Annotated in this window: 27 protein-coding genes; 22 read left to right on the forward strand and 5 right to left on the reverse strand. The window is 61.1% G+C overall.

Annotation, left to right across the window (positions count from 1 at the left end):
* The 5 genes from DK254_RS34595 to DK254_RS22870 form a co-directional block, all read right to left on the reverse strand.
* On the reverse strand, window positions 1-195 hold a 195-nt coding region (locus DK254_RS34595; RefSeq protein WP_218281439.1), incomplete at its 3' end, for a hypothetical protein.
* Window positions 196-305: 110 nt separating this feature from the next.
* The gene (locus tag DK254_RS22855; RefSeq protein WP_109935600.1) at window positions 306-554 is read right to left on the reverse strand and encodes a hypothetical protein; all 249 of its coding nucleotides are present in this window, start codon (window positions 552-554) and stop codon (window positions 306-308) included.
* 71 nt (window positions 555-625) lie between these two features.
* Window positions 626-850, reverse strand: coding sequence for a TrfB-related DNA-binding protein (locus DK254_RS22860; protein WP_109935601.1), 225 nt, complete (start codon window positions 848-850; stop codon window positions 626-628).
* 13 nt (window positions 851-863) lie between these two features.
* A complete protein-coding gene (locus DK254_RS22865) occupies window positions 864-1529 on the reverse strand; it encodes a hypothetical protein (RefSeq protein ID WP_256595925.1) in 666 nt (221 codons plus the stop codon).
* A gap of 135 nt (window positions 1530-1664) precedes the next feature.
* Window positions 1665-2327, reverse strand: a complete 663-nt coding sequence (locus DK254_RS22870; protein ID WP_109935602.1) for a site-specific integrase — start codon at window positions 2325-2327, stop codon at window positions 1665-1667.
* A gap of 299 nt (window positions 2328-2626) precedes the next feature.
* Between DK254_RS22870 and DK254_RS22875 the strand changes: the two genes are divergently transcribed.
* The 22 genes from DK254_RS22875 (at window position 2627) to DK254_RS22980 (ending at window position 20493) form a co-directional block, all read left to right on the forward strand.
* Window positions 2627-3337, forward strand: a complete 711-nt coding sequence (locus tag DK254_RS22875; protein ID WP_109935603.1) for a methyl-accepting chemotaxis protein — start codon at window positions 2627-2629, stop codon at window positions 3335-3337.
* A 62-nt stretch (window positions 3338-3399) separates the two neighbouring features.
* Window positions 3400-4107 (forward strand): TIGR03759 family integrating conjugative element protein, encoded by a 708-nt coding sequence (locus tag DK254_RS22880; protein WP_256595926.1) that lies wholly within the window; start codon window positions 3400-3402, stop codon window positions 4105-4107.
* Window positions 4092-4646: a lytic transglycosylase gene (locus DK254_RS22885; RefSeq protein ID WP_109935605.1), complete on the forward strand. Its 555-nt coding sequence runs from the start codon at window positions 4092-4094 to the stop codon at window positions 4644-4646. The genes DK254_RS22880 and DK254_RS22885 overlap by 16 nt, the downstream gene beginning before the upstream one ends.
* Window positions 4643-5167, forward strand: a complete 525-nt coding sequence (locus tag DK254_RS22890) for an integrating conjugative element protein (protein ID WP_109935606.1) — start codon at window positions 4643-4645, stop codon at window positions 5165-5167. The genes DK254_RS22885 and DK254_RS22890 overlap by 4 nt, the downstream gene beginning before the upstream one ends.
* 37 nt (window positions 5168-5204) lie before the next feature.
* On the forward strand, window positions 5205-5411 hold the full coding sequence (locus tag DK254_RS22895) for a hypothetical protein (protein WP_109935607.1): 207 nt from the start codon (window positions 5205-5207) through the stop codon (window positions 5409-5411).
* 5 nt (window positions 5412-5416) lie between these two features.
* Window positions 5417-7639 (forward strand): type IV conjugative transfer system coupling protein TraD, encoded by a 2223-nt coding sequence (gene traD, locus DK254_RS22900; protein ID WP_109935608.1) that lies wholly within the window; start codon window positions 5417-5419, stop codon window positions 7637-7639.
* 10 nt (window positions 7640-7649) lie between these two features.
* Window positions 7650-8396 carry a TIGR03747 family integrating conjugative element membrane protein gene (locus DK254_RS22905; protein WP_109935609.1) on the forward strand — a complete coding sequence of 249 codons (747 nt, stop codon included), beginning with the start codon at window positions 7650-7652 and terminating at the stop codon, window positions 8394-8396.
* A 61-nt stretch (window positions 8397-8457) separates the two neighbouring features.
* Window positions 8458-8763: a hypothetical protein gene (locus DK254_RS22910; RefSeq protein WP_109935610.1), complete on the forward strand. Its 306-nt coding sequence runs from the start codon at window positions 8458-8460 to the stop codon at window positions 8761-8763.
* Window positions 8764-8919: 156 nt separating this feature from the next.
* Entirely contained in the window at window positions 8920-9222 is a 303-nt protein-coding gene (locus DK254_RS22915; protein ID WP_371921179.1) for an RAQPRD family integrative conjugative element protein, read from the forward strand.
* Complete coding sequence (locus tag DK254_RS22920; protein ID WP_109935612.1) at window positions 9219-9458, forward strand: TIGR03758 family integrating conjugative element protein; 240 nt, start codon at window positions 9219-9221, stop codon at window positions 9456-9458. Before DK254_RS22915 ends, DK254_RS22920 begins: the two co-directional genes overlap by 4 nt.
* Window positions 9459-9474: 16 nt before the next feature.
* The gene (locus DK254_RS22925) at window positions 9475-9819 is read left to right on the forward strand and encodes a TIGR03745 family integrating conjugative element membrane protein (RefSeq protein ID WP_109935613.1); all 345 of its coding nucleotides are present in this window, start codon (window positions 9475-9477) and stop codon (window positions 9817-9819) included.
* Window positions 9820-9834: 15 nt separating this feature from the next.
* Window positions 9835-10215 (forward strand): TIGR03750 family conjugal transfer protein, encoded by a 381-nt coding sequence (locus DK254_RS22930; protein WP_109935614.1) that lies wholly within the window; start codon window positions 9835-9837, stop codon window positions 10213-10215.
* Window positions 10216-10217: 2 nt separating this feature from the next.
* Complete coding sequence (locus tag DK254_RS22935) at window positions 10218-10874, forward strand: PFL_4703 family integrating conjugative element protein (protein WP_109935615.1); 657 nt, start codon at window positions 10218-10220, stop codon at window positions 10872-10874.
* Complete coding sequence (locus DK254_RS22940) at window positions 10871-11773, forward strand: TIGR03749 family integrating conjugative element protein (RefSeq protein WP_109935616.1); 903 nt, start codon at window positions 10871-10873, stop codon at window positions 11771-11773. Before DK254_RS22935 ends, DK254_RS22940 begins: the two co-directional genes overlap by 4 nt.
* The gene (locus tag DK254_RS22945; protein ID WP_109935832.1) at window positions 11763-13265 is read left to right on the forward strand and encodes a TIGR03752 family integrating conjugative element protein; all 1503 of its coding nucleotides are present in this window, start codon (window positions 11763-11765) and stop codon (window positions 13263-13265) included. The genes DK254_RS22940 and DK254_RS22945 overlap by 11 nt, the downstream gene beginning before the upstream one ends.
* The gene (locus DK254_RS22950; RefSeq protein ID WP_109935617.1) at window positions 13243-13686 is read left to right on the forward strand and encodes a TIGR03751 family conjugal transfer lipoprotein; all 444 of its coding nucleotides are present in this window, start codon (window positions 13243-13245) and stop codon (window positions 13684-13686) included. Before DK254_RS22945 ends, DK254_RS22950 begins: the two co-directional genes overlap by 23 nt.
* Window positions 13686-16682 carry a conjugative transfer ATPase gene (locus DK254_RS22955; RefSeq protein ID WP_109935618.1) on the forward strand — a complete coding sequence of 999 codons (2997 nt, stop codon included), beginning with the start codon at window positions 13686-13688 and terminating at the stop codon, window positions 16680-16682. The genes DK254_RS22950 and DK254_RS22955 overlap by 1 nt, the downstream gene beginning before the upstream one ends.
* Window positions 16679-16978, forward strand: coding sequence for a hypothetical protein (locus DK254_RS22960; RefSeq protein WP_109935619.1), 300 nt, complete (start codon window positions 16679-16681; stop codon window positions 16976-16978). Before DK254_RS22955 ends, DK254_RS22960 begins: the two co-directional genes overlap by 4 nt.
* Window positions 16975-17658: a DsbA family protein gene (locus DK254_RS22965; RefSeq protein WP_109935620.1), complete on the forward strand. Its 684-nt coding sequence runs from the start codon at window positions 16975-16977 to the stop codon at window positions 17656-17658. The genes DK254_RS22960 and DK254_RS22965 overlap by 4 nt, the downstream gene beginning before the upstream one ends.
* 96 nt (window positions 17659-17754) lie before the next feature.
* Window positions 17755-18183: a TIGR03757 family integrating conjugative element protein gene (locus DK254_RS22970; protein WP_109935621.1), complete on the forward strand. Its 429-nt coding sequence runs from the start codon at window positions 17755-17757 to the stop codon at window positions 18181-18183.
* Window positions 18180-19115: a TIGR03756 family integrating conjugative element protein gene (locus DK254_RS22975; protein ID WP_109935622.1), complete on the forward strand. Its 936-nt coding sequence runs from the start codon at window positions 18180-18182 to the stop codon at window positions 19113-19115. Before DK254_RS22970 ends, DK254_RS22975 begins: the two co-directional genes overlap by 4 nt.
* A gap of 22 nt (window positions 19116-19137) precedes the next feature.
* Window positions 19138-20493 (forward strand): integrating conjugative element protein, encoded by a 1356-nt coding sequence (locus DK254_RS22980; protein WP_109935623.1) that lies wholly within the window; start codon window positions 19138-19140, stop codon window positions 20491-20493.

Consider the following 20493-nt stretch of genomic DNA (forward strand, 5'->3'; position numbering starts at 1 on the left):
CGGGGCCAAGGCGGCGACCTGCTTCCCGAGCCTTTCGGCGGCCGATACCGCATTGACGAACAGCTCAGCCCCGAGTTCTTCGTCAGGGTTCGCATGCCCCAGGACGTCGAAGGCCGCCTGCGCCTGCCGGTAATGCAACAACGCGGCAACCGCTTCGGCGTCGAGGGTGAGAGTCAGGGTGTCGCGGGCGGTCATCAATTCAGCTCCAGCCGGCGACGCCGGCGCTTGGGTGGGCACCCCTCGGACTACCGGGGGCGGCCTCTTTCGGGTTTTCCTCAAACAGACCGGTTTGGATGTTGTGACGGTCAGTAGTAGAGCATCGGGCGAGCATCGCCGACCGGCATCCAGTGCGTCGGGCTATACCCTTTGCTCCGAGCGATCCTGCGAGCATCCAGCGGGGTGACAGCACCATCCAGATCGACGTGATCAACTCCGTTCTCGACCTGCACTCGCAGGTAGAAGGCCTTGTCCGGGTGTCTCTGGCCAAGCTCCTTGTCCATGATGACGACCTGAGCCGGAAAGTCTGCCGATGGTGTAGCGTCGATGATTGTCATGTGATGTCCTCGGTGGATCGTTGACATGGGCCACCGTATGCCCCTAGAGGCATACGCGCAAGCGCTACAAGTTATCCTTTCTCTACCCCGTACACGGCGCACATAAGCTGATCCGCCTCGGCGTAGGTTCGAACTGCTTTGCTTACAGTGCCTCGCGTAATGCCTGCTTCCCGCACGGCCTCAGCTTGGGATATACCATCGACAAGTACGCGCCGTGCGGCCCGGCACGCTGGACTTTCCGGCTTGCCGCGCATCAACTTCACCAGGGCGTCGTACTGCTCGCCAGTCATTGCCATTGCAACTCCAAAGTCATGGACGTTTCTTGATGATCGCCCGGACGCTCTCTACTTCGTTGAGCCAAGCGGCAGTGCGAGGGCAACGCCACTTAACCAGCCTCATCATCCGCGAATAATCTGCTGCCAGGTTTCTCTGAAAAATGGGCTCGTGATGTGCAATTCGGTTGCGGATGCCCCTTACCTTGTCCAGTTCGTCATAGATCATTCGCCGGCACTGCTGAACTGTGACCCCTGGCGGTAACCCTCGAAACGAAGCGTGTAAGTGCGGAATCCACAGGCGTTTGTCGAAGCGCTGGGTGAACAACCGAATCCAGAAAGCGAACTTCAATTCAGGGATGACCTTGTTCGTGTTTCCAGCTGGAGCTTTTGCCCTTCCAGAAGCAAGCTCCTTTCGCAGGCTAAAGCCAAACTTTGGGTCTGAAAGGCTTCTCTCAAAGCCAATCGACCACGGCCATTGGGGGCCGTACACCGCCTCAAGCACCTCTGACGCTGCGTTGCGCACTGCAACCTCGCAGATTTGCTGTGGAAGCATGAACGCCCCTGAAACCTCGGCGTTCCACGCGTACAGCTCAAGCACCCGCCTTGAGTTCTGCATGCCCTGAGCCGCCGCGTAGGTGCTAAGCCTTTGCGGTGAAATGACGTCCTCAAGGGCTCGAATGTCAGCAGCAGTTGCCAGCAAGGTCTATCTCCTTGACGTGATCAAATTTGAGCAATACCATTACCTCACTAGCTCCGGGACTTGTTGGCGAAAGCCTCCCCCTGGGGACATGCGAAAAGAAGGGCTCACCGCAAGGTGGGCCTTTTTCGTTTCTGCTCACAAGATTCTCCGCACTATGTCACCCAGCCGGGCCGGATCGCCCGCACAGAGCTTCTTCACCGCTTCCAGCGACTCGATCCCAAGGATTTCGCTGATATGCCGCAGGTCGATCCCACGGCGCTTGAGCTTCACCGCCAGCGTGCGCCGGCCAGACTGCGCGCTCGCACCCTCGATGCCCGCCTGCTCGAAAAGCCGGGTGAACAACCGGCTGAGTTGGGTCGCGCTGTAGTAAGTCTTGCCGTCCCGCTGCTTGGCACTGAGCTTGAGCCCTTCACCAGTGCGGCCAGACACGAACAGCGGCGAGGCCGGATCAAGGCCGCGATATGCAGCCTTCCTGCTCGACACCCCATGCCCGCGCTCCAAGCGCTCGGCCAGATGGGCGTCTATGGCGTTCGTCAGCTTCTTGTTCGTCCAACACAGCGGACGGGGCTTGTGGTTGTAGGCAATCTCGGCTCTCACCAAGGAGTCGCGCAGAACGCTCCCGTCCTCGGCCAGATAGTCGCTCACGCGCAGCAGGCACAGCTCGGTGACGGTCATGCCCGTACCAAAGCAGGAAAGCAGCAGCGCTGCGTCCCTGACGCCGTTCTCAGCACTGCTGATCCTGGCGACCTTTACCGCGTGCTCCAATTGGTCATCCTCGACAACGATGGCCTTCGGCATCTATCACCCTAAGCGCAATATGGCTATCAATCCTGACATAGTACGACAAAGAAAAGGCCGTGGGGAATGCCCGGCCTCTGCCTGCTGCTGGTGTTCACGGAAAATCAAACGCTGATATCCCTACAGAAAATTCACCTATACAAATCAGGGCGCTATTCCACGTGATCACTTGCGGATCAATGGGGGCAGGCTTCGCAAAGAATCCATACCCCAAAAAATCCCAACAGGTTCATTAAGCATTTATTAGTGCTTCAAAAGCTCACATACGCGAGGGTGTCTCCGGCTTCGAGAGGACACCCATGAACCTGCGCCGCCTTACCCGATCATCGCTGCTCATCACGATAGGATTTCTAGCCCTCGGAGGCCTTGCGGCTTACCAGCAGTACCAGTTGGTAGCCATGCGCGGCTCGCTCGAAGGTGCTGCGGAGAAGACCTCCATCAACGCGCTGCTCAACCGAGTGGGCAAGCTCGACGAGCGCGTCGACGCCGTTGCAGGTCAGCACCTGGTCAAGGACGAGGACTTCAGGGCGGCCCAGCAGGCATTATCAAATCGCATAGATGCAGCGCAGGCGTATGCCAAACAAGCCAACGACAGTGTCAGCCAGCTCTCCCAGTCCGTGGCCTCAACCGGCGAGCTCCTGGTACTGAAAGCCAATCTCGAAACCCTCAATACCTCGCTTCAGGACCTGAAGAAGCCGCAAGCACAACAACCAGCTCCGGTGGCCAAGAAAGCCACCGTCACGAACGTCACGAAGACAAAGCCCTCCCCCCCTAAACCCAAGCCGGCTCCACCGGAACCGCCGCCGTTCCACATCATCGGCGTCGAGTACCGGGGCGGCGAACGCTTCCTCTCGATCGCCCCTCCAGGCAGTACGCGACTGAGCCAGATCTACCTGATTCGCCCCGGCGACTCGGTCGCCGGCACTACATGGCGACTCAGCGCGCTCGACGACCGAACTGCGCGGTTCGACGCCGCCGGCACGACCAAGACCATCAGCCTGCAGCCATAGGCCCGACCATGCATAAACGAACTCTCAATCACTTCGTAATGGCAGCTGCCACGGCATACCTGATGCTGACAAGTATCAGCACGCCAGGCGCCGAGCAAAATTCCCAGTCCGCGTCCTCGCAGTGGCAACGCACCGCAGAGCAGGGCCTCGATCAGAAGGGCCAACAGGACCAGCTGGCCCGCGAATGGGGGCTCACGGCGCAGGAATACGAGCGATACCAGCTGCTGATGCAAGGTCCCCGTGGGATCTACTCCCCCGGCCTCGATCCGCTGACGGCACTCGGAATCGAGGCGCGCTCGAACGATGAACGACAGCGTTACGCCGAACTGCAGGTGAAAGCGGAGCGGCAGCGCGTCGAGAAAGAGCTTGCATTCCAGCGTGCCTACGATGAAGCGAACGCACGAATGTACCCAGGTGAGAAAGTCATTCAGATTTCCTCGAACCCCGGCAACACCGGCGCCGGTGGCAAGGCCATCCTAGAAGGCGATGGGCGCCTGGCGATCTTCGTGAAGGATGATTGCGCTCCGTGCATCGATCAGGTGCGAGCGCTCCAAGCGGCGAAGCGCTCCTTCGACCTGTACTTCGTGGGTAGCCAAGGTGATGACGATCGAATCCGGCGGTGGGCGATCCTTGCCGGCATAGAGCCCGCGAATGTGAAGAGCCGGCAGATCACACTCAACCACGACCAAGGCCGTTGGCTTGGCTTGGGCCTAGGCGGCGAACTGCCCGCCGCGGTCATGAAGGTGAATGGGCAGTGGCAACGCCAGTAATTCGCGCCCTTGCCCTCCTTACCGCGCTGCTCTGTGGATTCGCCAGCGCCGCCGAGGAGCCGCCGCCGGCCTACCAGATGATTGCGATCGCTCATGGCATTCCATCGGTAGTCCTCTACTCGGTCGCGCTGCAGGAAAGCGGTGCGCGGATCCGCGGCCAGCTGGTGCCATGGCCCTGGACGTTGAACGTCGCCGGCGCTGGCTACCGGTTTGCAACCCGGAAGGATGCTTGCAAGGCACTGATGATTGCCCTCGCCACGGCAGGACCAGCTCGCGTCGACGTCGGTCTCGGGCAGACCAATATCGCCGCAAATGGCCACCGCTACAGCTCCCCCTGCGAAGGCCTCGACCCCTACAAAAACCTGGCTGTTACAGCCGAAATTCTCAGCGAGCAAAAAGCGAAGGGCGGCAGTTGGATTGATGCCGCCGGCCGCTACCACCGGCCCGCCGGCGGCGCACCTGCTGCGCGCTACCGCGAGTCGTTCGCCCGACACCTCAGCCGGGTGACCGGCATCAACCTCCTGGCGACCAACCCATGACGCATCCGCTAAATCGCTGTCTGGCCCTGCTTATCCGTAACGCCACACTCAGCCTCCTCTTGCCTTTTGCACAGGCCTCCGCTGACCAGCTGGTCGTCGTCGAAGATCACGGCGGTGTTTCCGCCCTCCCCTATTACCAGGACCTGGTTCCTGACTCGACTGATGCACAGCGCCCCCCTGTAGGGGGCGTTCGAATGGGCGGCGCGTTCCCCGTCGTCACGCCGGAGCTGTCTCCCGGTCCTGTTCAGGGACGGGTGATCAACGCTCCAGGCCTTCAGCCGCTGTTTCTTCTCGGGGACGACGACAGCTCCAGGTCCTGGCTGCAGCAACACCTGCAGCAGCTCCTGCAACTGCAGGCGGTCGGCCTGGTGGTAAACGTCAGCGGCCCAGGTCGATTGGCGGAAGTACGGAAATGGGCGCCGGGCCTGCAGATGCTTCCCACGCCGGGCACCGACATCGCGGGCCGCCTCGGCCTGCGGCACTACCCAGTTCTCATCACATCGACCACCGTCCAGCAGTAGGTAGGAGGCGTTCTTGTCATCGCTCAACTCTCCATGCATGACCCTGATGATCGAATTGCCAAAGGACGTGCGGCGCCAGGACCTCATGCTCGACCAGGTACAGCACGTCATCACTCTCTTCGGCGGTCGCGTGGCCTGGAGAACCGAGGACGACCTCCTGGCCATACTCCAACGTCTACGTGACAGGCTCGAAGCACAAAGCCAGCTGGATCCTCAACAAAGCATCACGCCCCAAGGGAGCTGACCTCCATGGCCACGTACACCCTGGATGCGCTGCTGCGCCCTCCCGTGGAGTTGTACACAACCGCTATCAGCTATACAGCCGCAGCGCTGTGTGTCCTCGCCCCCTGGTCACTCGCGCTCACCCCGCTCTTCGGGCTGATCGCGGCCGTTGGTTTCACCTATCTGGGTACTGTTCGACTGGTGCAGGCCCTCCGGGTACTTCGTTACCAGGCCAACATCCGGCGGCTGCCGCACTACACAATGACCAGCGCCGAAATGCCCGTCAGCAACGAGAGGCTGTTCATCGGCAAGGGGTTCCGTTGGACACAGACGCATACGCAGCGTCTGGCCGACACCTACCTGCCACAGTTCGCCCCTTATGTTGAGCCTTCGCCCCTCTATCAGCGCGCACGGCGGCTCGAGGAGCGACTGGAATTCGCTCCCTTCCCGCTCAACTTCTTGGCCAAGGCCACGTCGTGGGACTCATCCTGGAACCCTGCTCGCCCGCTGCCGCCGGTAGGAGGCCTGCCGCGGCTGCATGGCATCGAGCCAGACGAGCACGATGTCAGCCTGCCTCTCGGTGAGCGGGTGGGCCACACTCTCGTCCTGGGTACAACCAGGGTGGGCAAAACCAGGTTGGCCGAACTGTTCATCACCCAGGACATTCGCCGTACCCATCGTCGGCGCCGACGCGTCCGAATGGGACGGCGCACCCAGACTGTCCATCATGGCCACCGACGTCGGCGAAAGAGCGAACAGCCGGACTACGAAGTCGTCATCGTCTTCGATCCGAAGGGCGACGCTGATCTCTTGAAGCGCATGTACGTCGAGTGCGAGCGTGCCGGCCGCCTGGACGAGTTCTATGTGTTCCACCTCGGCCATCCTGACCTCTCGGCACGCTACAACGCCGTTGGCCGGTTCGGCCGAATCAGCGAGGTGGCGACCCGCATCGCCGGCCAGCTGTCCGGAGAAGGCAACAGCGCTGCTTTCCGGGAGTTCGCCTGGCGGTTCGTCAATATTATCGCCCAGTCCCTGGTCGCCCTCGGCAGGCGACCTGACTATGAGCAAATCCGCCGGCACGTCATCAACATCGACGAGCTGTTCGTGGAGTACGCGCAGAAATACTTCGCCGATCATGATCCCAAGGCCTGGGAAGCCATCGTGGCCATCGAGGGCAAGATCGATCGGAAAAACCTCAGCTATGCAATGAAGGACCGTCCACTGCGGGTGGTTGCCATCGACATGTACCTGACGCAGCAACGTATCTCCGACTCGGTGATGGACGGTCTGCGCTCCGCAGTGCGCTACGACAAGACCTATTTCGACAAAATCGTCGCCAGCCTCTTGCCGCTGCTGGAGAAGCTCACCACCGGCCGCATTGCCGAACTGCTCTCGCCCAACTACCTGGATCTCTCCGATGAACGTCCAATCTTCGACTGGATGCAGGTCATCCGGCGGCGTGCCGTCGTCTACATCGGCCTCGACGCCCTGTCCGACACGGAGGTCGCCTCGGCGGTCGGCAACTCGATGTTCAGCGACCTGGTCTCGGTTGCTGGCCACATCTACAAGCACGGTCTCGACGATGGCCTCCCTGGCGGCCTGGCCGCAGGCAAGGTGCGCATCAACCTCCACGCCGACGAGTTCAACGAGCTGATCGGCGACGAGTTCATCCCCATGGTCAACAAAGCCGGCGGGGCCGGCGTCCAGGTGACCGCGTATACACAGACCATGAGCGACATCGAGGCCAAGATCGGCTCCAGGGCGAAAGCCGGCCAGATCATCGGGAACTTCAACAACCTGTTCATGCTGCGTGTTCGGGAGACCGCCACGGCCGAGCTGCTGACGAACCAGCTCCCCAAGGTGCAGATCTACAACAGCACGCCGGCGAGCAGCGCGAACGACTCGGTCAATGGCAAGACGGCGTTTACATCGAATACCCACGACCAGGTGCAGATGACCAGTGTGCCGATGATCGAACCGGCTCATGTGGTCGCCCTCCCCAAAGGGCAGTGTTTCGCCCTCATCGAGGGCGGGAACCTATGGAAGATCCGCATGCCACTGCCCGCCAACGATCCAGACGAAGTCTTGCCGAAGACCCTGCAGGAGCTGGCAGCCGGAATGCGCAAAGGCTCCACATCCAGCTCTGGCGAATGGTGGGAGGCCCCCGGTTACCAGAACATCAACGATGCGCTCCCTGCCGACCTGGTCGACGACTTCCGCCACCTGGCCGGCAGCGACGAGGCAGCTTGAGGGATGAACCATGGCTGAGATCGCAGAACGCACCCAGGCACAGCAGGAGCGCCCGGAGTCCCTCCTGCGGACGATTATCGGATTGCCGTTCCAGCTGGCTGGGGTACTGATCGGCTCGTTGCTGGCAGCGGTGGTAGTGGAGTGGCTCTGCCTCTATTTCTTCTGGCCGGAGGCTGGCTGGCAGCATGCCCAAGAAATGCTCAATTACGAGCTGGGCTGGCTGTCCCAGGGGCTTCTGCATAGCGTTGTCGTCCAGGAGCCCGGGAACACTGCGAAATGGATAGTGAGCCTGATCTACCAATGGCTGGTCGTGAAGACCGGCCTCTTCGACTGGATGCAAGGGATGTCCGCTGTTGCGCAGGCAGGCCCCAGGTCGGAGTTTGACGTCCGATACCTTGCCGCCCAGGGCGTGACCACCGTGCAGACCTACGCCCTGGCCGCTCTGTTCACCGCGCTGACCTTCTGTGTCAGGACCGTTGTGCTGGCGTTGACGATCCCGCTGTTTGTCATGGCGGCCTTCACCGGTCTGGTCGACGGGCTGGTCCGCCGAGACCTGCGGAAGTTTGGCTTGGGCCGGGAGTCCAGTTATCTGTACCACAAGGCCAGGGGCACGATGATCCCGGTGGCGATCCTGCCGTGGACGCTCTATCTCGCCATCCCGATCAGCGTCAGCCCGCTCCTGATCCTGCTGCCCTGTGCAGCGCTGCTCGGTGTCAGCGTCTCGATCACCGCTGCCAGCTTCAAGAAGTACCTCTAGAAATCCCTGCCCTTTCTATCTCCATTTCTCATTGCCCGTTTTGTGGGCCTGGAGTTCCAACATGGCAGCAATACGATTCGAATATCGCACCGAACACGTCGCTATTCCGTTCAAGACCCAAACCCACGGAAGGCTGCTCAAGACCACCGAGGCCACTTTGGAGCCAGACCTGGTTCAGCTACTGCAGCGCGACACTTTCCAGGCTCTCCTGGAGTCGTTGGGCGCTGAAGGCTGGGAGCTCGTCAGCGTCCAGCCGTTATGCCGAGGCGAGACCAAAATCGGCAACCAGAACGCTCAGGGCTGGGCATATGGTTTCGCCATGCCCATTGGCTATTTGCTGTTTCTGAAGCGCGAAACGCAGGCGTGACGGGCTCGAAAAAATCCACGTGAGCCCAGTAAGTATTTCTTGCGGCGGGGGATGAGTCGGGGCGGCAAGCTGGCATCAACGACGACTTGCTAGAGCGTAGCCGTGAACCATCGCAGCCCCTTCTCCGCCTCTCTCTGCAGAACTGCCCAGTACGGGCTGATCGCTGTCATCGGATGCATCTGCATTGCGCCGCGGGCGAACGCCGCGAGCGCGTCCGAGCAGGCCAACATCGAGGTCATGATTCGCCAACTGAATGCCCTCGAGGATTCGGCCAGGCGAAGCTCGCATGTAGCCGACGAGCCAGGTCAACGCTACTACTTCGACTACGAACGCCTGGCCGGCGACATCCAACGCATTCGCCAGGGACTGCAGGACTACCTGACACCAAGCCGCGCACAACCCCGCGATCCAGCCGAGCTTACCGGCGACTACACCCTGAGCGGGGGTCGCATGCCATGAGCATGAGCGCAGCGCAAAACGCAGCATTCAAGGCCGCAAGCGGTTTCACCCCACAAGCTACGGCAACCCTCTTCATGGGCACGTTGATCGCGCTGGCGATGCTGTGGGGCGCTTGGGCGATCTACAGCATGTACCGCGGATGGGCGACCACGAACCTCGACCGAAGAATTGCGGTTTCGTCCGCCATTCGCGTGATCGTGCTCCTGATGCTTCTCACCTTCTTTGTCCTCAGCTAACTCTCGGAGCAAACCGATGCCCAAGCTGCCCTACACCCGCGCCATCACCCTCAGCACGATCCTGCTGGCCCTGCCTCAGCTCGCGAATGCTGCTCTTCCGCAAGCCCAGGCGCCCAGCCGAGGCGAAGGTTCGAACTGGCTGCAAACCATCCAGAACTTTGCCTATGACGGCGGGATGCTGCTCGGCCTGATTATCCTCGCCACCATGATTTCTGGTGTGGCATGGCATGCCTACGGTGTCTACCACGAGATTCATGATGGCAAGAAGAAGTGGCGCGACCTTGGAGCCACTGCCGTTGTGGGGATCGCCATCATTGGCGTCGGTATTTTCATGATCAGCAAAGCGACGACCATCCTGTAACGGGTTTACACGATCATGGTCGACGATCAATCCCTCAATGACGGGACACTCAAGTTCCTGCCAACCAATCTCAACAGACAGCCGGTGATCATGGGCGGTCTGACCGCCGACGAGATGTGGGGCACCGTGTTTCTCAGCGGTGCAGTCGGTTTGGTCCTGGGAATCCCTGTCGCGATCCTGTCCGGCAACTGGGCTCTGATCATCGCCGGCGCGCTCACCGGCGGGGTCCTGGGGCTGACGGTCGCAAGCCGCATCCTTCGGAAGATGAAGCGCAACCGACCCGACACCTGGTTCTACCGCCAGGTGCAACTCTACATCGCCCAATACGCCCCGCTCTGGGGCGACAGCGGGCTGATCACGCGCTCCGGCGCGTGGACTTGTCGCCGCACGGAGTAACCATGAGTTTTCGCAAGAAGGTGGACGCCCAGCAGGCGCACATCCTGAGCCTGCGCCTGGCCCTGGGATTCATGACCATCGTGTGCCTGGCACTGGCATACGGGTGGTGGAACGCACCGAAGGACCTGACCGTACACGTCCCTCCGGACCTGCGCTCAGGAAGCACTCGTAAGTGGTGGGATGTGCCGCCGGAGGCCGTCTACAGCTTTGCCCTGTACATCTTCCAGCAGATGAACCGCTGGCCGAGCGACGGCGAAGTGGACTACCAGGCCAACATCGATCGGCTGGACGCCTACCTCACGCCCGGTTGCAAGACCTACCTTCAGAAAGACTTCGAGCTACGTCGCAATGCAGGCGAACTTCGCAAGCGGGAGCGCGGCGTCTTTGAAATCCCTGGGCGCGGTGTCGATGACAAAAATGAGCAGCACACCATTGTCCAGAGCATTAACGATTGGACCGTGAACCTCGACATTGCAGCCGACGAGCATTACGGAGGAGAACGCGTAAAGCGCGCGCTGTCGCGCTATCCCCTCCATATCGTTCGTGCGGACCTCGATCCCGAACGCAACCCCTTCGGTCTGCAGTGGGACTGCTACACCAGCAATCCGGTGCGGATTGAAGTCGACAACGACATTTCCGGACCAGGTGGCCAGCAATGAAGATCTTGCTTCGCTGGGGCGGCGCCCTGTCTTTCTTGATTGCTGTCCATGCGCAGGCGGTCGAGATCCTGCAATGGGAGCGGATCCCACTCGCGGTGCCCCTGCGTGTCGGCCAGGAACGGATCGTGTTCGTCGACCAGAACGTGCGGGTGGGCATGAAACCTGAGCTGGTCGGGAAGCTTCGAGTGCAGAGCACTGGCGGAGCCATCTACCTTCTCGCCAACGAGCCCATCCCCCCTTCCCGGCTGCAGCTGCAGAACGTCGCCAACGGCGAGATCATGCTGGTGGACATCGCGGCCACAGCTGCTCAGGAGGGTCAGCCTGCACTGGAGCCTGTGAAGATAGTCTCGGGCGATACAACGCCAGCTCGTTATGGCCAGTCGACCAGCGCCAAACCCCGAAACGCGGCTGCGGCCACTACGGCGGCGGAACAGGAAGAAGATGCTCCGCCGGAACCACACCATGAAACTCCGTCCCCTGTGGTGCTCACCCGGTACGCGGCGCAAATGCTGTATGCCCCGCTGCGTACCGTTGAACCTGTTGCAGGTATAGCCCAGGTGCGCATCGATAGGCGAATCGATCTGAGCACCCTGCTTCCTGTACAGCCGCTGGAAGCTACTGCGCTCGGCGCCTGGAAGCTGGATGGCTACTACGTGACCGCAGTCAAGCTGCGCAACACCAGCACGCAGCAACTCAAGCTGGATCCTCGCGACCTGATGGGCAACTTCGTCGCGGCCACCTTCCAACATCCCTACCTCGGTGCGCGAGGCAATGCGACGGACACCACTACGGTCTACCTGATCACCCAAGGCAAGGGACTCCGGGAGTCGTTGTTGCCGGCGTCCATCAGTCAAGTAGACCCGAAAGGAGGCCAGCGTGGCAGCAGCTCTGAAAGGTAATCCGCTCCTGAAGTGGCTGGCCATCCCCTTCGGCATCTTCGCCTTGGTCATCCTCACGAGCCTTATGAAGCATAAGGGCGACGTGGCCACGACCGAGGAAAAACCCAAGATCGGTTCCGGCCAAGCCAAGGCGCTGGGCGTGGACGGAGACACGCCTAGCGACACCCTGCGGACCGTCGTCGCGGAAAGTCGTCAATTGAAGGACCAGATGACCAAGGCCTTGCAGGATAACGGTGAGCTCAAGCGGCAGAACGAGGAACTGCAGGCCCGGCTTGGCAACATCAACCAGACCGTGGACCAGCGCCTCAACGCCGCTCAGCAGCAACTGCAACAGCACTCCCAGGAACAGAGCCAGGGCATGCTCGACAAGCTGCAGAAGCAACTGGACATGCTCTCCAAACGCGAGTCCGGGATTGAAGATACTGGCTCCGCCGGCAGCGACCTGCCCATCGGTTTCGGCGTCCAGCCAGGCGATGGCCAGGCGTTCCAGCGCAACCCCAAGCAGGACCTGGTCTGGATTGAACCCCAGGATGCAACAGCCCTGGATGCCAGCGGCAAGCCCGTCACCTCTGGTTCTGGACAGACCGCAGCCAGCTTCAGCTTCCCCTCGAGTTTCGGCCAGGCTGCCGATCGTGGGCAGAACATTCTGAATACGAGTGCCCAGAGCATCGGCGGCGAGATCTCGCCACAAGACGCCCGCAAGCAAGTCAGGAAGACGTACACGCTCCCCCAGAACTCGACGCTGATGGGATCGGTGGCCATGTCGGCGCTGATCGGCAGGGTGCCGATCGATGGCACCGTGAACGACCCGTATCCGTTCAAGGTGCTGATCGGCCCGGACAACCTGACCGCCAATGGCATCGAGCTGCCCGACGTCGCCGGCGCTGTCGCGACTGGCACCGCATCGGGTGACTGGACTTTGTCCTGTGTTCGCGGGCAGATCCGCAGCCTGACGTTCGTGTTCAACGATGGAACCGTCCGCACCTTCCCAGCTCCCGCAGACGAGGCAAACGGCAACCAGAACAACAACCAGGCCAGCAGCGGCAGCAATGGCCAGCAATCCATCCAGGGTGGCCTGGGCTGGATCAGCGATCAGTATGGGGTCCCCTGTATCTCCGGTGATCGCCGCTCGAACGCCAAGGAGTACCTGACCAACCAGTCGCTGGTCACCGCCGCCGGCGCCGGCGTCGCCAAACTGCTGAAAGCGGACGACAGCAGCAACTCTGCTGTGTTCAGCAGCAACGGCACGTCCTTCGGCACCACCGGCACCTCAGGTAACTCAGCCATCGGCAGCATCCTGTCGGGGGGCGTCAGCGATATCAGGTCCTGGATGAACAAGCTGTACGGGGAGGCCTTCGCCGCCGTCTACGTTCCGCCCGGGGCGAAGGTGTCCGTTCACCTCGATCAGCAACTGGCGATCGACTACGAACTCAAGGGCCGCAAGGTCGACTACACCGCTGGAGATTCGCATGTATCCGCAAATCTTGACTGAGCGCCGGGCGGTGACCGCCGCCTGGCTGGTACTGGCCGTACTCAGCAGTGGCTGCTCCACCAACAAGGACGAGCTGCTCCCTCATGGCGACACCAGCATGATGGATGTGTGGCAGCAAGGAACGACAGGCAGCATCGGCGGCTCCAGCAGCAGGTTGCTCCTGGACGCTCGCCAGGAGCTCCGCCGCCCTATCGATGTACGGCTGGCCGCGGCCATGAACGACAATGCAGAGTTCACGCGCACCGCGCAAAACGAGATCTACAGCCAGTTCAAGCGCCTGCCCAACCCTGACCTGGTGATGTATGTGTTCCCGCATCTTGCTGGTTCTGATCCAGCACCAATCCCGGGCTACTCCACCGTATTCCCGCTCTACCAACGGGTGCAATACGCAATGCCCGGCGAGCGGACGGAGGACTACTGATGGGCTTATTTGAACGATTCCGCGGCCGCTCCCGGGCGGAACCCACAGAGCCTGTGGTCGAATTCGGCAACGATACCGACGAGCAGTTGGTTCACCTGCAGGAAGCGGCGACGTCAGCAGTTGTCGACGCTGACGAGATCGAGGTGGCCATCGAACGTCATCTGGAGCGCCTGGCCAATCTCGGCATTCCACTGCCCAACGACTGGCGCAATCCGAAGGCCCGGCCGGCAACTGATGCTGACGTTGCTCGCATGTACGACGTCGCCCCGTCCTTCGTGGACCTCCTTCCGTGGGTGGAATACCTACCGACGGAGAAAGCGATGCTACTTGAAGACGGTTGCTCGCAAGCAGCCTTCTTCGAACTCACCCCGATCGGAACCGAGGGCCGGGACCCGGCCTGGCTGCGATCGGCAAGAGATGCCCTAGAAAATGCGCTGCAGGATAGCTTCGAAGAGCTGGAAAGCTCGCCCTGGGTGCTGCAGCTGTACGCCCAGGACGAGACAAGCTGGGACGGATACCTCGAGGCCCTACGGTCATACCTCAAGCCCAGTGCAGCAGGCAGCGAATTCACCGAGCTCTACATGGCGCTGTTCAAACGTCACCTGGAGGCGATTTCCAAGCCAGGGGGCCTCTTCGAGGACACGGCAGTCAGCAAGCTGCCTTGGCGAGGCCAGAACCGCAGGGTGCGCCTGGTCGTCTATCGTCGTGTCGCGAAGCAGGACATGGTCGTTCGCGGCCAGGCACCTGGTCCCTACCTGTCCGTAATCTGCGACCGCCTGGAGGGAGCCTTGGCCAACGCCGGAGTGATTGCCAAGCGGATGGATGGCCATGCCATCCGCCAGTGGTTGATCCACTGGTTCAACCCCCATCCCGACCATCTCGGGACAAGAGACGAAGACATCAGGCGCTTCTACGAACTAGTCTGCCAGCGCCCAGAGGATCTTCCCGAGGACGAGTTGCCGCTGGCCAGCGGGACTGACTTCTCCCAGAACTTGCTGTTCCGAGAGCCTCTGTCCCAGGCCGAAGCTGGGCTCTGGTCATTCGACGGCATGCCGCATCGGGTGGTCATGCTCGATCGCCTGCGCGATGCCCCCAAGACCGGTCACCTGACCGGCGAGACCAAGAAGGCGGACGCGCTCAACTCCCTCTTCGACCGACTGCCGGAGGACACGATCCTCTGCATCACCATGGTGGCCACGCCGCAGGACCTGCTGGAAGGCCATCTGGAGCAGTTGTCGAAGAAGGCCGTAGGCGATACCCAGGCCTCCGCTCATACCCGCGCCGACGTGGACGAGGCCCGAAAGATCCTGGGGCGCAAGCACAAGCTGTATCGAGCCAGTGTCGCCTTCTATCTGCGTGGTGCCGATAGGGCACAACTCGAAACGCGCACAACTCAGTTGAACAACGCCCTTCTGGGATCCGGCATGCTGCCGGTCCAGCCCCAGGACGAAGTAGCCCCGCTCAATAGCTACCTGCGCTGGTTGCCCTGCAGTTTCGATCCGAACGTACCACGCGCCATGGACTGGTACGTCCAGATGATGTTCGTGCAGCACGTTGCGAACCTGGCGCCTATCTGGGGCCGTTCCACAGGTACAGGGCGTCCTGGCATCACTGTATTCAACCGCGGTGGTGGACCGGTCACATTCGATCCCTTGAGCCGCCTCGACCGTCAGATGAACGCGCACTTGTTCCTGTTCGGTCCAACCGGTGCTGGTAAGTCGGCTACCGCAATTAACGTCCTTTCTCAGATCATCGCGATCTACCGGCCGCGCCTATTTGTCGTGGAGGCCGGCAACTCGTTCGGCCTACTCGGCGAGTTCGCCAAAAAGTTGGGGCTGACCGTTAACCGTGTCCGCCTGGCACCTGGCTCGGGCGTAAGCCTGGCTCCGTTTGCCGATGCCATCCAACTTGTAGAACGGCCCGACAAGGCCAAGGTGTTGAATCCGGAGGACCTCGAAGCATCCGACGCGCACCTGGCTAGCGCGCTCGACGGCATGGAAGACGAGCAGCGCGACATCCTCGGTGAGCTGGAAATCACCGCCCGCCTGATGATTACCGGTGGTGAGCCGGGAGAAGACGCGAGGATGACACGGGCTGATCGCAGCGCCATCCGCCAATGCATCCTGGATGCCGCGTCGACGTGCTCCAATGCAAACCGTCCCGTTTTGACCGAGGACATTCGCGAAGCATTGAAAGCAATGGCCGCCGATGAGTCCATGCCGGAAAGCCGCCGAAATCGGCTCATGGAAATGGCGGAAGCCATCCAGATTTTCTGCATGGGTACAGAAGGCGAAATGTTCAACCGTGAAGGAACGCCATGGCCAGAGGCGGACATCACTATCGTCGACCTGGCGACCTACGCGCGAGAGGGCTATCAGGCCCAAATGGCCATCTCATATATCTCGTTGCTGAACACAGCTAACAACATTGCGGAGCGCGACCAGTTCAAAGGCCGACCGGGCATCTTCTTTACAGACGAAGGGCACATCATGCTGAAGGTGCCGCTGCTGTCCCCCTATGCAGTGAAAATAACCAAGATGTGGAGGAAGTTGGGATTTTGGTTCTGGATGGCCACCCAGAACGTCGACGACGTACCGCCGGAGGCCTCCGCACTGCTCAACATGATCGAGTGGTGGATCTGCCTGAACATGCCGCCGGATGAAGTCGAGAAGATCGCCCGCTTCCGCGAGCTGACGCCCGCCCAAAAGACAATGATGCTGTCGGCCCGGAAGGAGAACGGCAAGTTCACCGAGGGAGTCGTGCTGGCCAAGCGCATCGAACTGCTCTTCCGAGTGGTGCCACCCAGCCTGTACCTCGCGCTCGCCATGACCGAGCCTGAAGAGAAGAAGCAGCGCTACGACATCATGAAAGCCACTGGCTGCGACGAGCTCGGCGCTGCCCTGGAGGTGTCAGCCGACTTGGATCGTAAGCGCGGCATCACTCCCTACCCCATTACATTTTCTGCAACAGCGAAGGCCGTGGAGCGCCAGGCATGAGAGTTCTCAATTCCCTGACCCAGAACCTGATCGAAAACCTGACACAACTGCTCAAAAATCCAGGACAAGAAGCACTGCAGACGCTGGAGGTCTGTGCCCCCGTACTGATTGATGAGCTGCAGCAGATCAAGGAAAGGGCCGTTGACCGTCGCGACATAGGCCCCCAGATCCAGGCTGCCTTGGACGAGTGGCTGCAGCAACACCCCCTTCCGGAAAAAGCCCAGGAGGCCTTGATTGAAGCCCTCCGCCGGCAATCGTTGATTCCAACGGTATCTCCAGCGAGGCCGGAGCAATGAGCAGCATCATCAGCTCTTGGCGAACCGCTATGACGCCCAAACGGCTCAGCGCGCTGTTGGTACTCCTGCTGATCGCCGGCACCGGAGTGTGGTGGCCATGGTCATCCCCCCCAGCCAACGGTCCCTGGTTGTATGGTTCCCCCACAGCCAGGTGGACGATCACAGAGTATGCAGATCTGGAGTGCCCCTACTGCAGGACTTATACGCCCCAGCTGAAACGCTGGGTGAGCCATCAGCAGGACGTGAACCTCCGGTGGCACCACTTCCCTCTGCAGATTCATGGAGCTGCAGCAGTACACGAAGCTCGCCTCGTACACTGCGCGGGTTCACTCGGTGGAGCGGCCGCATTCTGGAGCGCCGTAGATCAGGTACTCGCGCGCACAGGCAGCAACGGACAGGGGATTCCCAATGGCTTCGTGGTTCAGGGACTCGATAACGGCAATTCGAAGGTCAACCTCGAACTCTGCGCAAACAGCAACGAAATAGCCCTACTGATCGAACAGGAGCGCTTCGACGCTCAGCAGAAAGGAATTCAGGCTACCCCCACCCTGGAAATCACCGACAACAGAACTGGGCGCTCCGTAAGACTCGAAGGCCCAGCAGATAGCACAATTCTGCTGTCTGCGATGGATAGCCTGGCCAATCATCAGGAGGCGCTTCCCGGTACCTCGACCAGGTAACGGAGAAAATAACCTTCCCTGCGATAATCATTTCCTGCTGCGTCTCCCCCCTCGGTTCCGTTCTCCTGCACCTGACTAACTACCAGGTGCAGCACCATGCTCAACTTCCCCACTTTCGTCCCGTGGCGCGCCACGGCAGTGCTCTGCGGAGCGATCGCCGCCGGCGCTGCGCACGCCGAGACCTGGGTCGTCACCGACTCAGCCCACCCTGTGAATCTCCCCGTCGGTGCCAGTGTTCGGCTCATTCAGCTGGATGAGCAACTGCGCCTCGAGGAGCAGATCTCGCGCTCCCTCCCAGCCGATCCGGATCTGGCTGCCGCAGCAGCACGGGGAATACTGAATGGCCCCGACGGAGTACGTCTTCAGCAGGACCTGGCGAAGGCGCAGCAGGGTGCCACCGATGCGTGGAGCGTTGGTGTCGCGAAACTCCCTGCAGTTGTCGTCGATCGTCAGTATGTGGTGTACGGCCAGCCTGATGTCGCCTCAGCTCTGCGTGCAATCGAGCATGCCCGGGGGACACCATGAAACGTACCCACCTTCGCTTGTCGGCCATGACCATCGCCGCATGCGCATCGTTCTCCACTTCGGCCGCGATCAACTCGGCGGCGATCATCGCGTCGTCGCTCTCCCCAGACTGCCTTGAATACAAGATCGTCGGGATCTGCTACTGGCTGTACTGCACTCCAGCTGGCTGCAAGGTCAGGACGTCCACCAAGGTCAGGCACTACATCCCTGACGCAGTGGTGTCCGCCTACGCCAACACCGGCGATAACCCTTGGACCGAGGTTAGCCCACTCGGGGCCCCCAATCTCACCGCCCAGGCAGGCAACGACGGCACCACAAACCACAGCAACGAGAACACCATCATCCGGTTCAAGGAGGCGGATGTACTCGGCCATCCAGGCGCCGCGGCATTCAGCCGCTTCGCCAGCGCCTCTGGCTACACCTGTAAAGGAGCTACAACCCCCTTTGTCCCGTACATGCTGAGCACGCTGGACTCGATTGCGTGGCGATACGGAATTCCCGAATCGGTCTATCCCGAATCACTCACGCCCGGGATGCGGGAGATCGGGGGAATGCTCGCCGGTGACCTCTGGGGCAACGTCTACCCCCGCGACGGATTCCTGCATCAGACCAACGACTACAAGGCCGCAGCAGTCATCGCGCAGCGCGCCGGCGACATCACCACACGCGACGGTCAACCCCATCTGTACCAACCAATCCTCGCCTCCTCTGAAGATGGCTACTGGCCCGCCGGCGCGCTCCTCGAGGGCGATGCCAAGACCGGCAAGTGGCAAGAACTGACGCCCGTGCTCAGCCAAACATGCGCGGTCTTTCCCAATGGAGAACAGCATGCCCAGGCCGAGGACGAGGCCTACGCCTGGGCACTGTGGCGTCCCTACTCCTGCTGCCAGCGCCGTGGCCAGAAGTTCTTGGGCAGCACCGACTTCCAATAATTCTCAGTGACTGGAGCACCACATGAAACACATCACCCAAGCAATTGGACTTGCACTCAGCCTGAGTAGCACCGCGGCACTGGCAGTCGACCCGATCAAAGTCGAGTCCCAAGGCAGCGTCATCGGTGACGATGTGCTCTACAGCATCGGCGGGGGCAGTGCGGTAACGATGGGCAGTGCAGGGCAGATGGAGAGTGTCTCTGTCGGCCTGGGCTGGCAGAACAATCTCATCTGCGGAAACATGAGTTTGAACACTACCCTGGAAAACCAGCTGAATGGTGCCACCCAGGGCTTCAAGAACATCATGAGCTCTGTGATCCAGAACGCCACGAGCGCCGTAGCCTCGTTGCCGGCCATGATGCTGCAGCGCGCCAACCCAGCACTCTACAACCTGATCACGAACGGCATCCTGCAGGCGCGGCTGGACTACGACCGGTCTAAGGGAACCTGCCGCGCCATCACTGAACGCATGGCGGACATCGCCGGCGCGCAAATGGGCTGGGGACAGGTCGCCGAAGGCCAAAAAATGGGCCAGGCCTTGGTGAGCAACTCGGATGCCGTGGCCGTCGTAGATAGGACCGAGAGCGCCCCGGGAAACGCCGGCGTCACCTGGGTCGGCGGCTCCCAGGCTGGCGGGTCCGGCCAGCAACCCATCAGGGTCGTCAGCGACGTGGCAAAGGCCGGCTACAACCTGCTGAACAATCGCGCGGTGACTGACACGTCGAGCATTCCAAAGGACAACTGTTCGAATGGACTGGTCTGCGGCTACTGGGAGTCTCCAGCTAAAGCAGCAGAGTTCGCCACACGGGTACTCGGTGAACAACAGATCCAGACTTGTGAGGGTTGTGCCAGCGCGTCGACGCCTGGCGTCGGTCTCACCCCACTGATCCAGGAAACCTACGAAACGAAGATCCAAGCCCTGCAGGACTTGCTCAAGCCAGGTGCCACGATTACTGCCGAGAAGCTACGTGCTGCCAGTAGCGATTCGCTGCCGATCACCAGGGGGGTAGTCATGGCGTTACGCGATGAACGCGACCAGGCAGTGCTTGCACAGCGCCTGGCTTCGGAGGTTGCCCTGTCGGACACCCTGGGCAAATCCCTCATGCTGATGCGCACGCTGCTCTCTGGCGTCAAGGAATCGAACGTTGCCGCCAATGCCCTTGCCGTGACTGCGATCGACAAGCAGACAGAGGTCCTGCAGAAGGAAATCAACAACCTGAAGATGGAACTGGACATGCGCCGCGAGCTCGCGAAGAACTCGCCAATGACCATCATCGAGCGCGGCCAATCTCGGGCCGAGAACTCCAGGGCAGTGCTGCCCGCCGCACCGGAAACCGATCGCCTGCAGCAGCTGCAGAAACCGGCGACCAAGGAGTAA

The organism is Pseudomonas sp. RW407 (genome assembly GCF_003176655.1).
Lineage (GTDB): Bacteria > Pseudomonadota > Gammaproteobacteria > Pseudomonadales > Pseudomonadaceae > Pseudomonas > Pseudomonas delhiensis.

What these genes read in the sequence shown, in the direction of transcription:
- DK254_RS22895 (WP_109935607.1), top strand. Translation starts at nt 5,205, where the DNA reads ATGACCCTGATGATCGAATTGCCAAAGGACGTGCGGCGCCAGGACCTC.
- DK254_RS22880 (WP_256595926.1), top strand. Translation starts at nt 3,400, where the DNA reads ATGCTGACAAGTATCAGCACGCCAGGCGCCGAGCAAAATTCCCAGTCC.
- DK254_RS22980 (WP_109935623.1), top strand. Translation starts at nt 19,138, where the DNA reads ATGAAACACATCACCCAAGCAATTGGACTTGCACTCAGCCTGAGTAGC.
- DK254_RS22930 (WP_109935614.1), top strand. Translation starts at nt 9,835, where the DNA reads ATGGTCGACGATCAATCCCTCAATGACGGGACACTCAAGTTCCTGCCA.
- DK254_RS22920 (WP_109935612.1), top strand. Translation starts at nt 9,219, where the DNA reads ATGAGCATGAGCGCAGCGCAAAACGCAGCATTCAAGGCCGCAAGCGGT.
- DK254_RS22940 (WP_109935616.1), top strand. Translation starts at nt 10,871, where the DNA reads ATGAAGATCTTGCTTCGCTGGGGCGGCGCCCTGTCTTTCTTGATTGCT.
- DK254_RS22950 (WP_109935617.1), top strand. Translation starts at nt 13,243, where the DNA reads ATGTATCCGCAAATCTTGACTGAGCGCCGGGCGGTGACCGCCGCCTGG.
- DK254_RS22905 (WP_109935609.1), top strand. Translation starts at nt 7,650, where the DNA reads ATGGCTGAGATCGCAGAACGCACCCAGGCACAGCAGGAGCGCCCGGAG.
- DK254_RS22975 (WP_109935622.1), top strand. Translation starts at nt 18,180, where the DNA reads ATGAAACGTACCCACCTTCGCTTGTCGGCCATGACCATCGCCGCATGC.
- DK254_RS22875 (WP_109935603.1), top strand. Translation starts at nt 2,627, where the DNA reads ATGAACCTGCGCCGCCTTACCCGATCATCGCTGCTCATCACGATAGGA.
- DK254_RS22910 (WP_109935610.1), top strand. Translation starts at nt 8,458, where the DNA reads ATGGCAGCAATACGATTCGAATATCGCACCGAACACGTCGCTATTCCG.
- DK254_RS22855 (WP_109935600.1), bottom strand. Translation starts at nt 554, where the DNA reads ATGACAATCATCGACGCTACACCATCGGCAGACTTTCCGGCTCAGGTC.
- DK254_RS22935 (WP_109935615.1), top strand. Translation starts at nt 10,218, where the DNA reads ATGAGTTTTCGCAAGAAGGTGGACGCCCAGCAGGCGCACATCCTGAGC.
- DK254_RS22870 (WP_109935602.1), bottom strand. Translation starts at nt 2,327, where the DNA reads ATGCCGAAGGCCATCGTTGTCGAGGATGACCAATTGGAGCACGCGGTA.
- DK254_RS22960 (WP_109935619.1), top strand. Translation starts at nt 16,679, where the DNA reads ATGAGAGTTCTCAATTCCCTGACCCAGAACCTGATCGAAAACCTGACA.
- DK254_RS22890 (WP_109935606.1), top strand. Translation starts at nt 4,643, where the DNA reads ATGACGCATCCGCTAAATCGCTGTCTGGCCCTGCTTATCCGTAACGCC.
- DK254_RS22925 (WP_109935613.1), top strand. Translation starts at nt 9,475, where the DNA reads ATGCCCAAGCTGCCCTACACCCGCGCCATCACCCTCAGCACGATCCTG.
- DK254_RS22970 (WP_109935621.1), top strand. Translation starts at nt 17,755, where the DNA reads ATGCTCAACTTCCCCACTTTCGTCCCGTGGCGCGCCACGGCAGTGCTC.
- DK254_RS22860 (WP_109935601.1), bottom strand. Translation starts at nt 850, where the DNA reads ATGGCAATGACTGGCGAGCAGTACGACGCCCTGGTGAAGTTGATGCGC.
- DK254_RS22965 (WP_109935620.1), top strand. Translation starts at nt 16,975, where the DNA reads ATGAGCAGCATCATCAGCTCTTGGCGAACCGCTATGACGCCCAAACGG.
- DK254_RS22955 (WP_109935618.1), top strand. Translation starts at nt 13,686, where the DNA reads ATGGGCTTATTTGAACGATTCCGCGGCCGCTCCCGGGCGGAACCCACA.
- traD (WP_109935608.1), top strand. Translation starts at nt 5,417, where the DNA reads ATGGCCACGTACACCCTGGATGCGCTGCTGCGCCCTCCCGTGGAGTTG.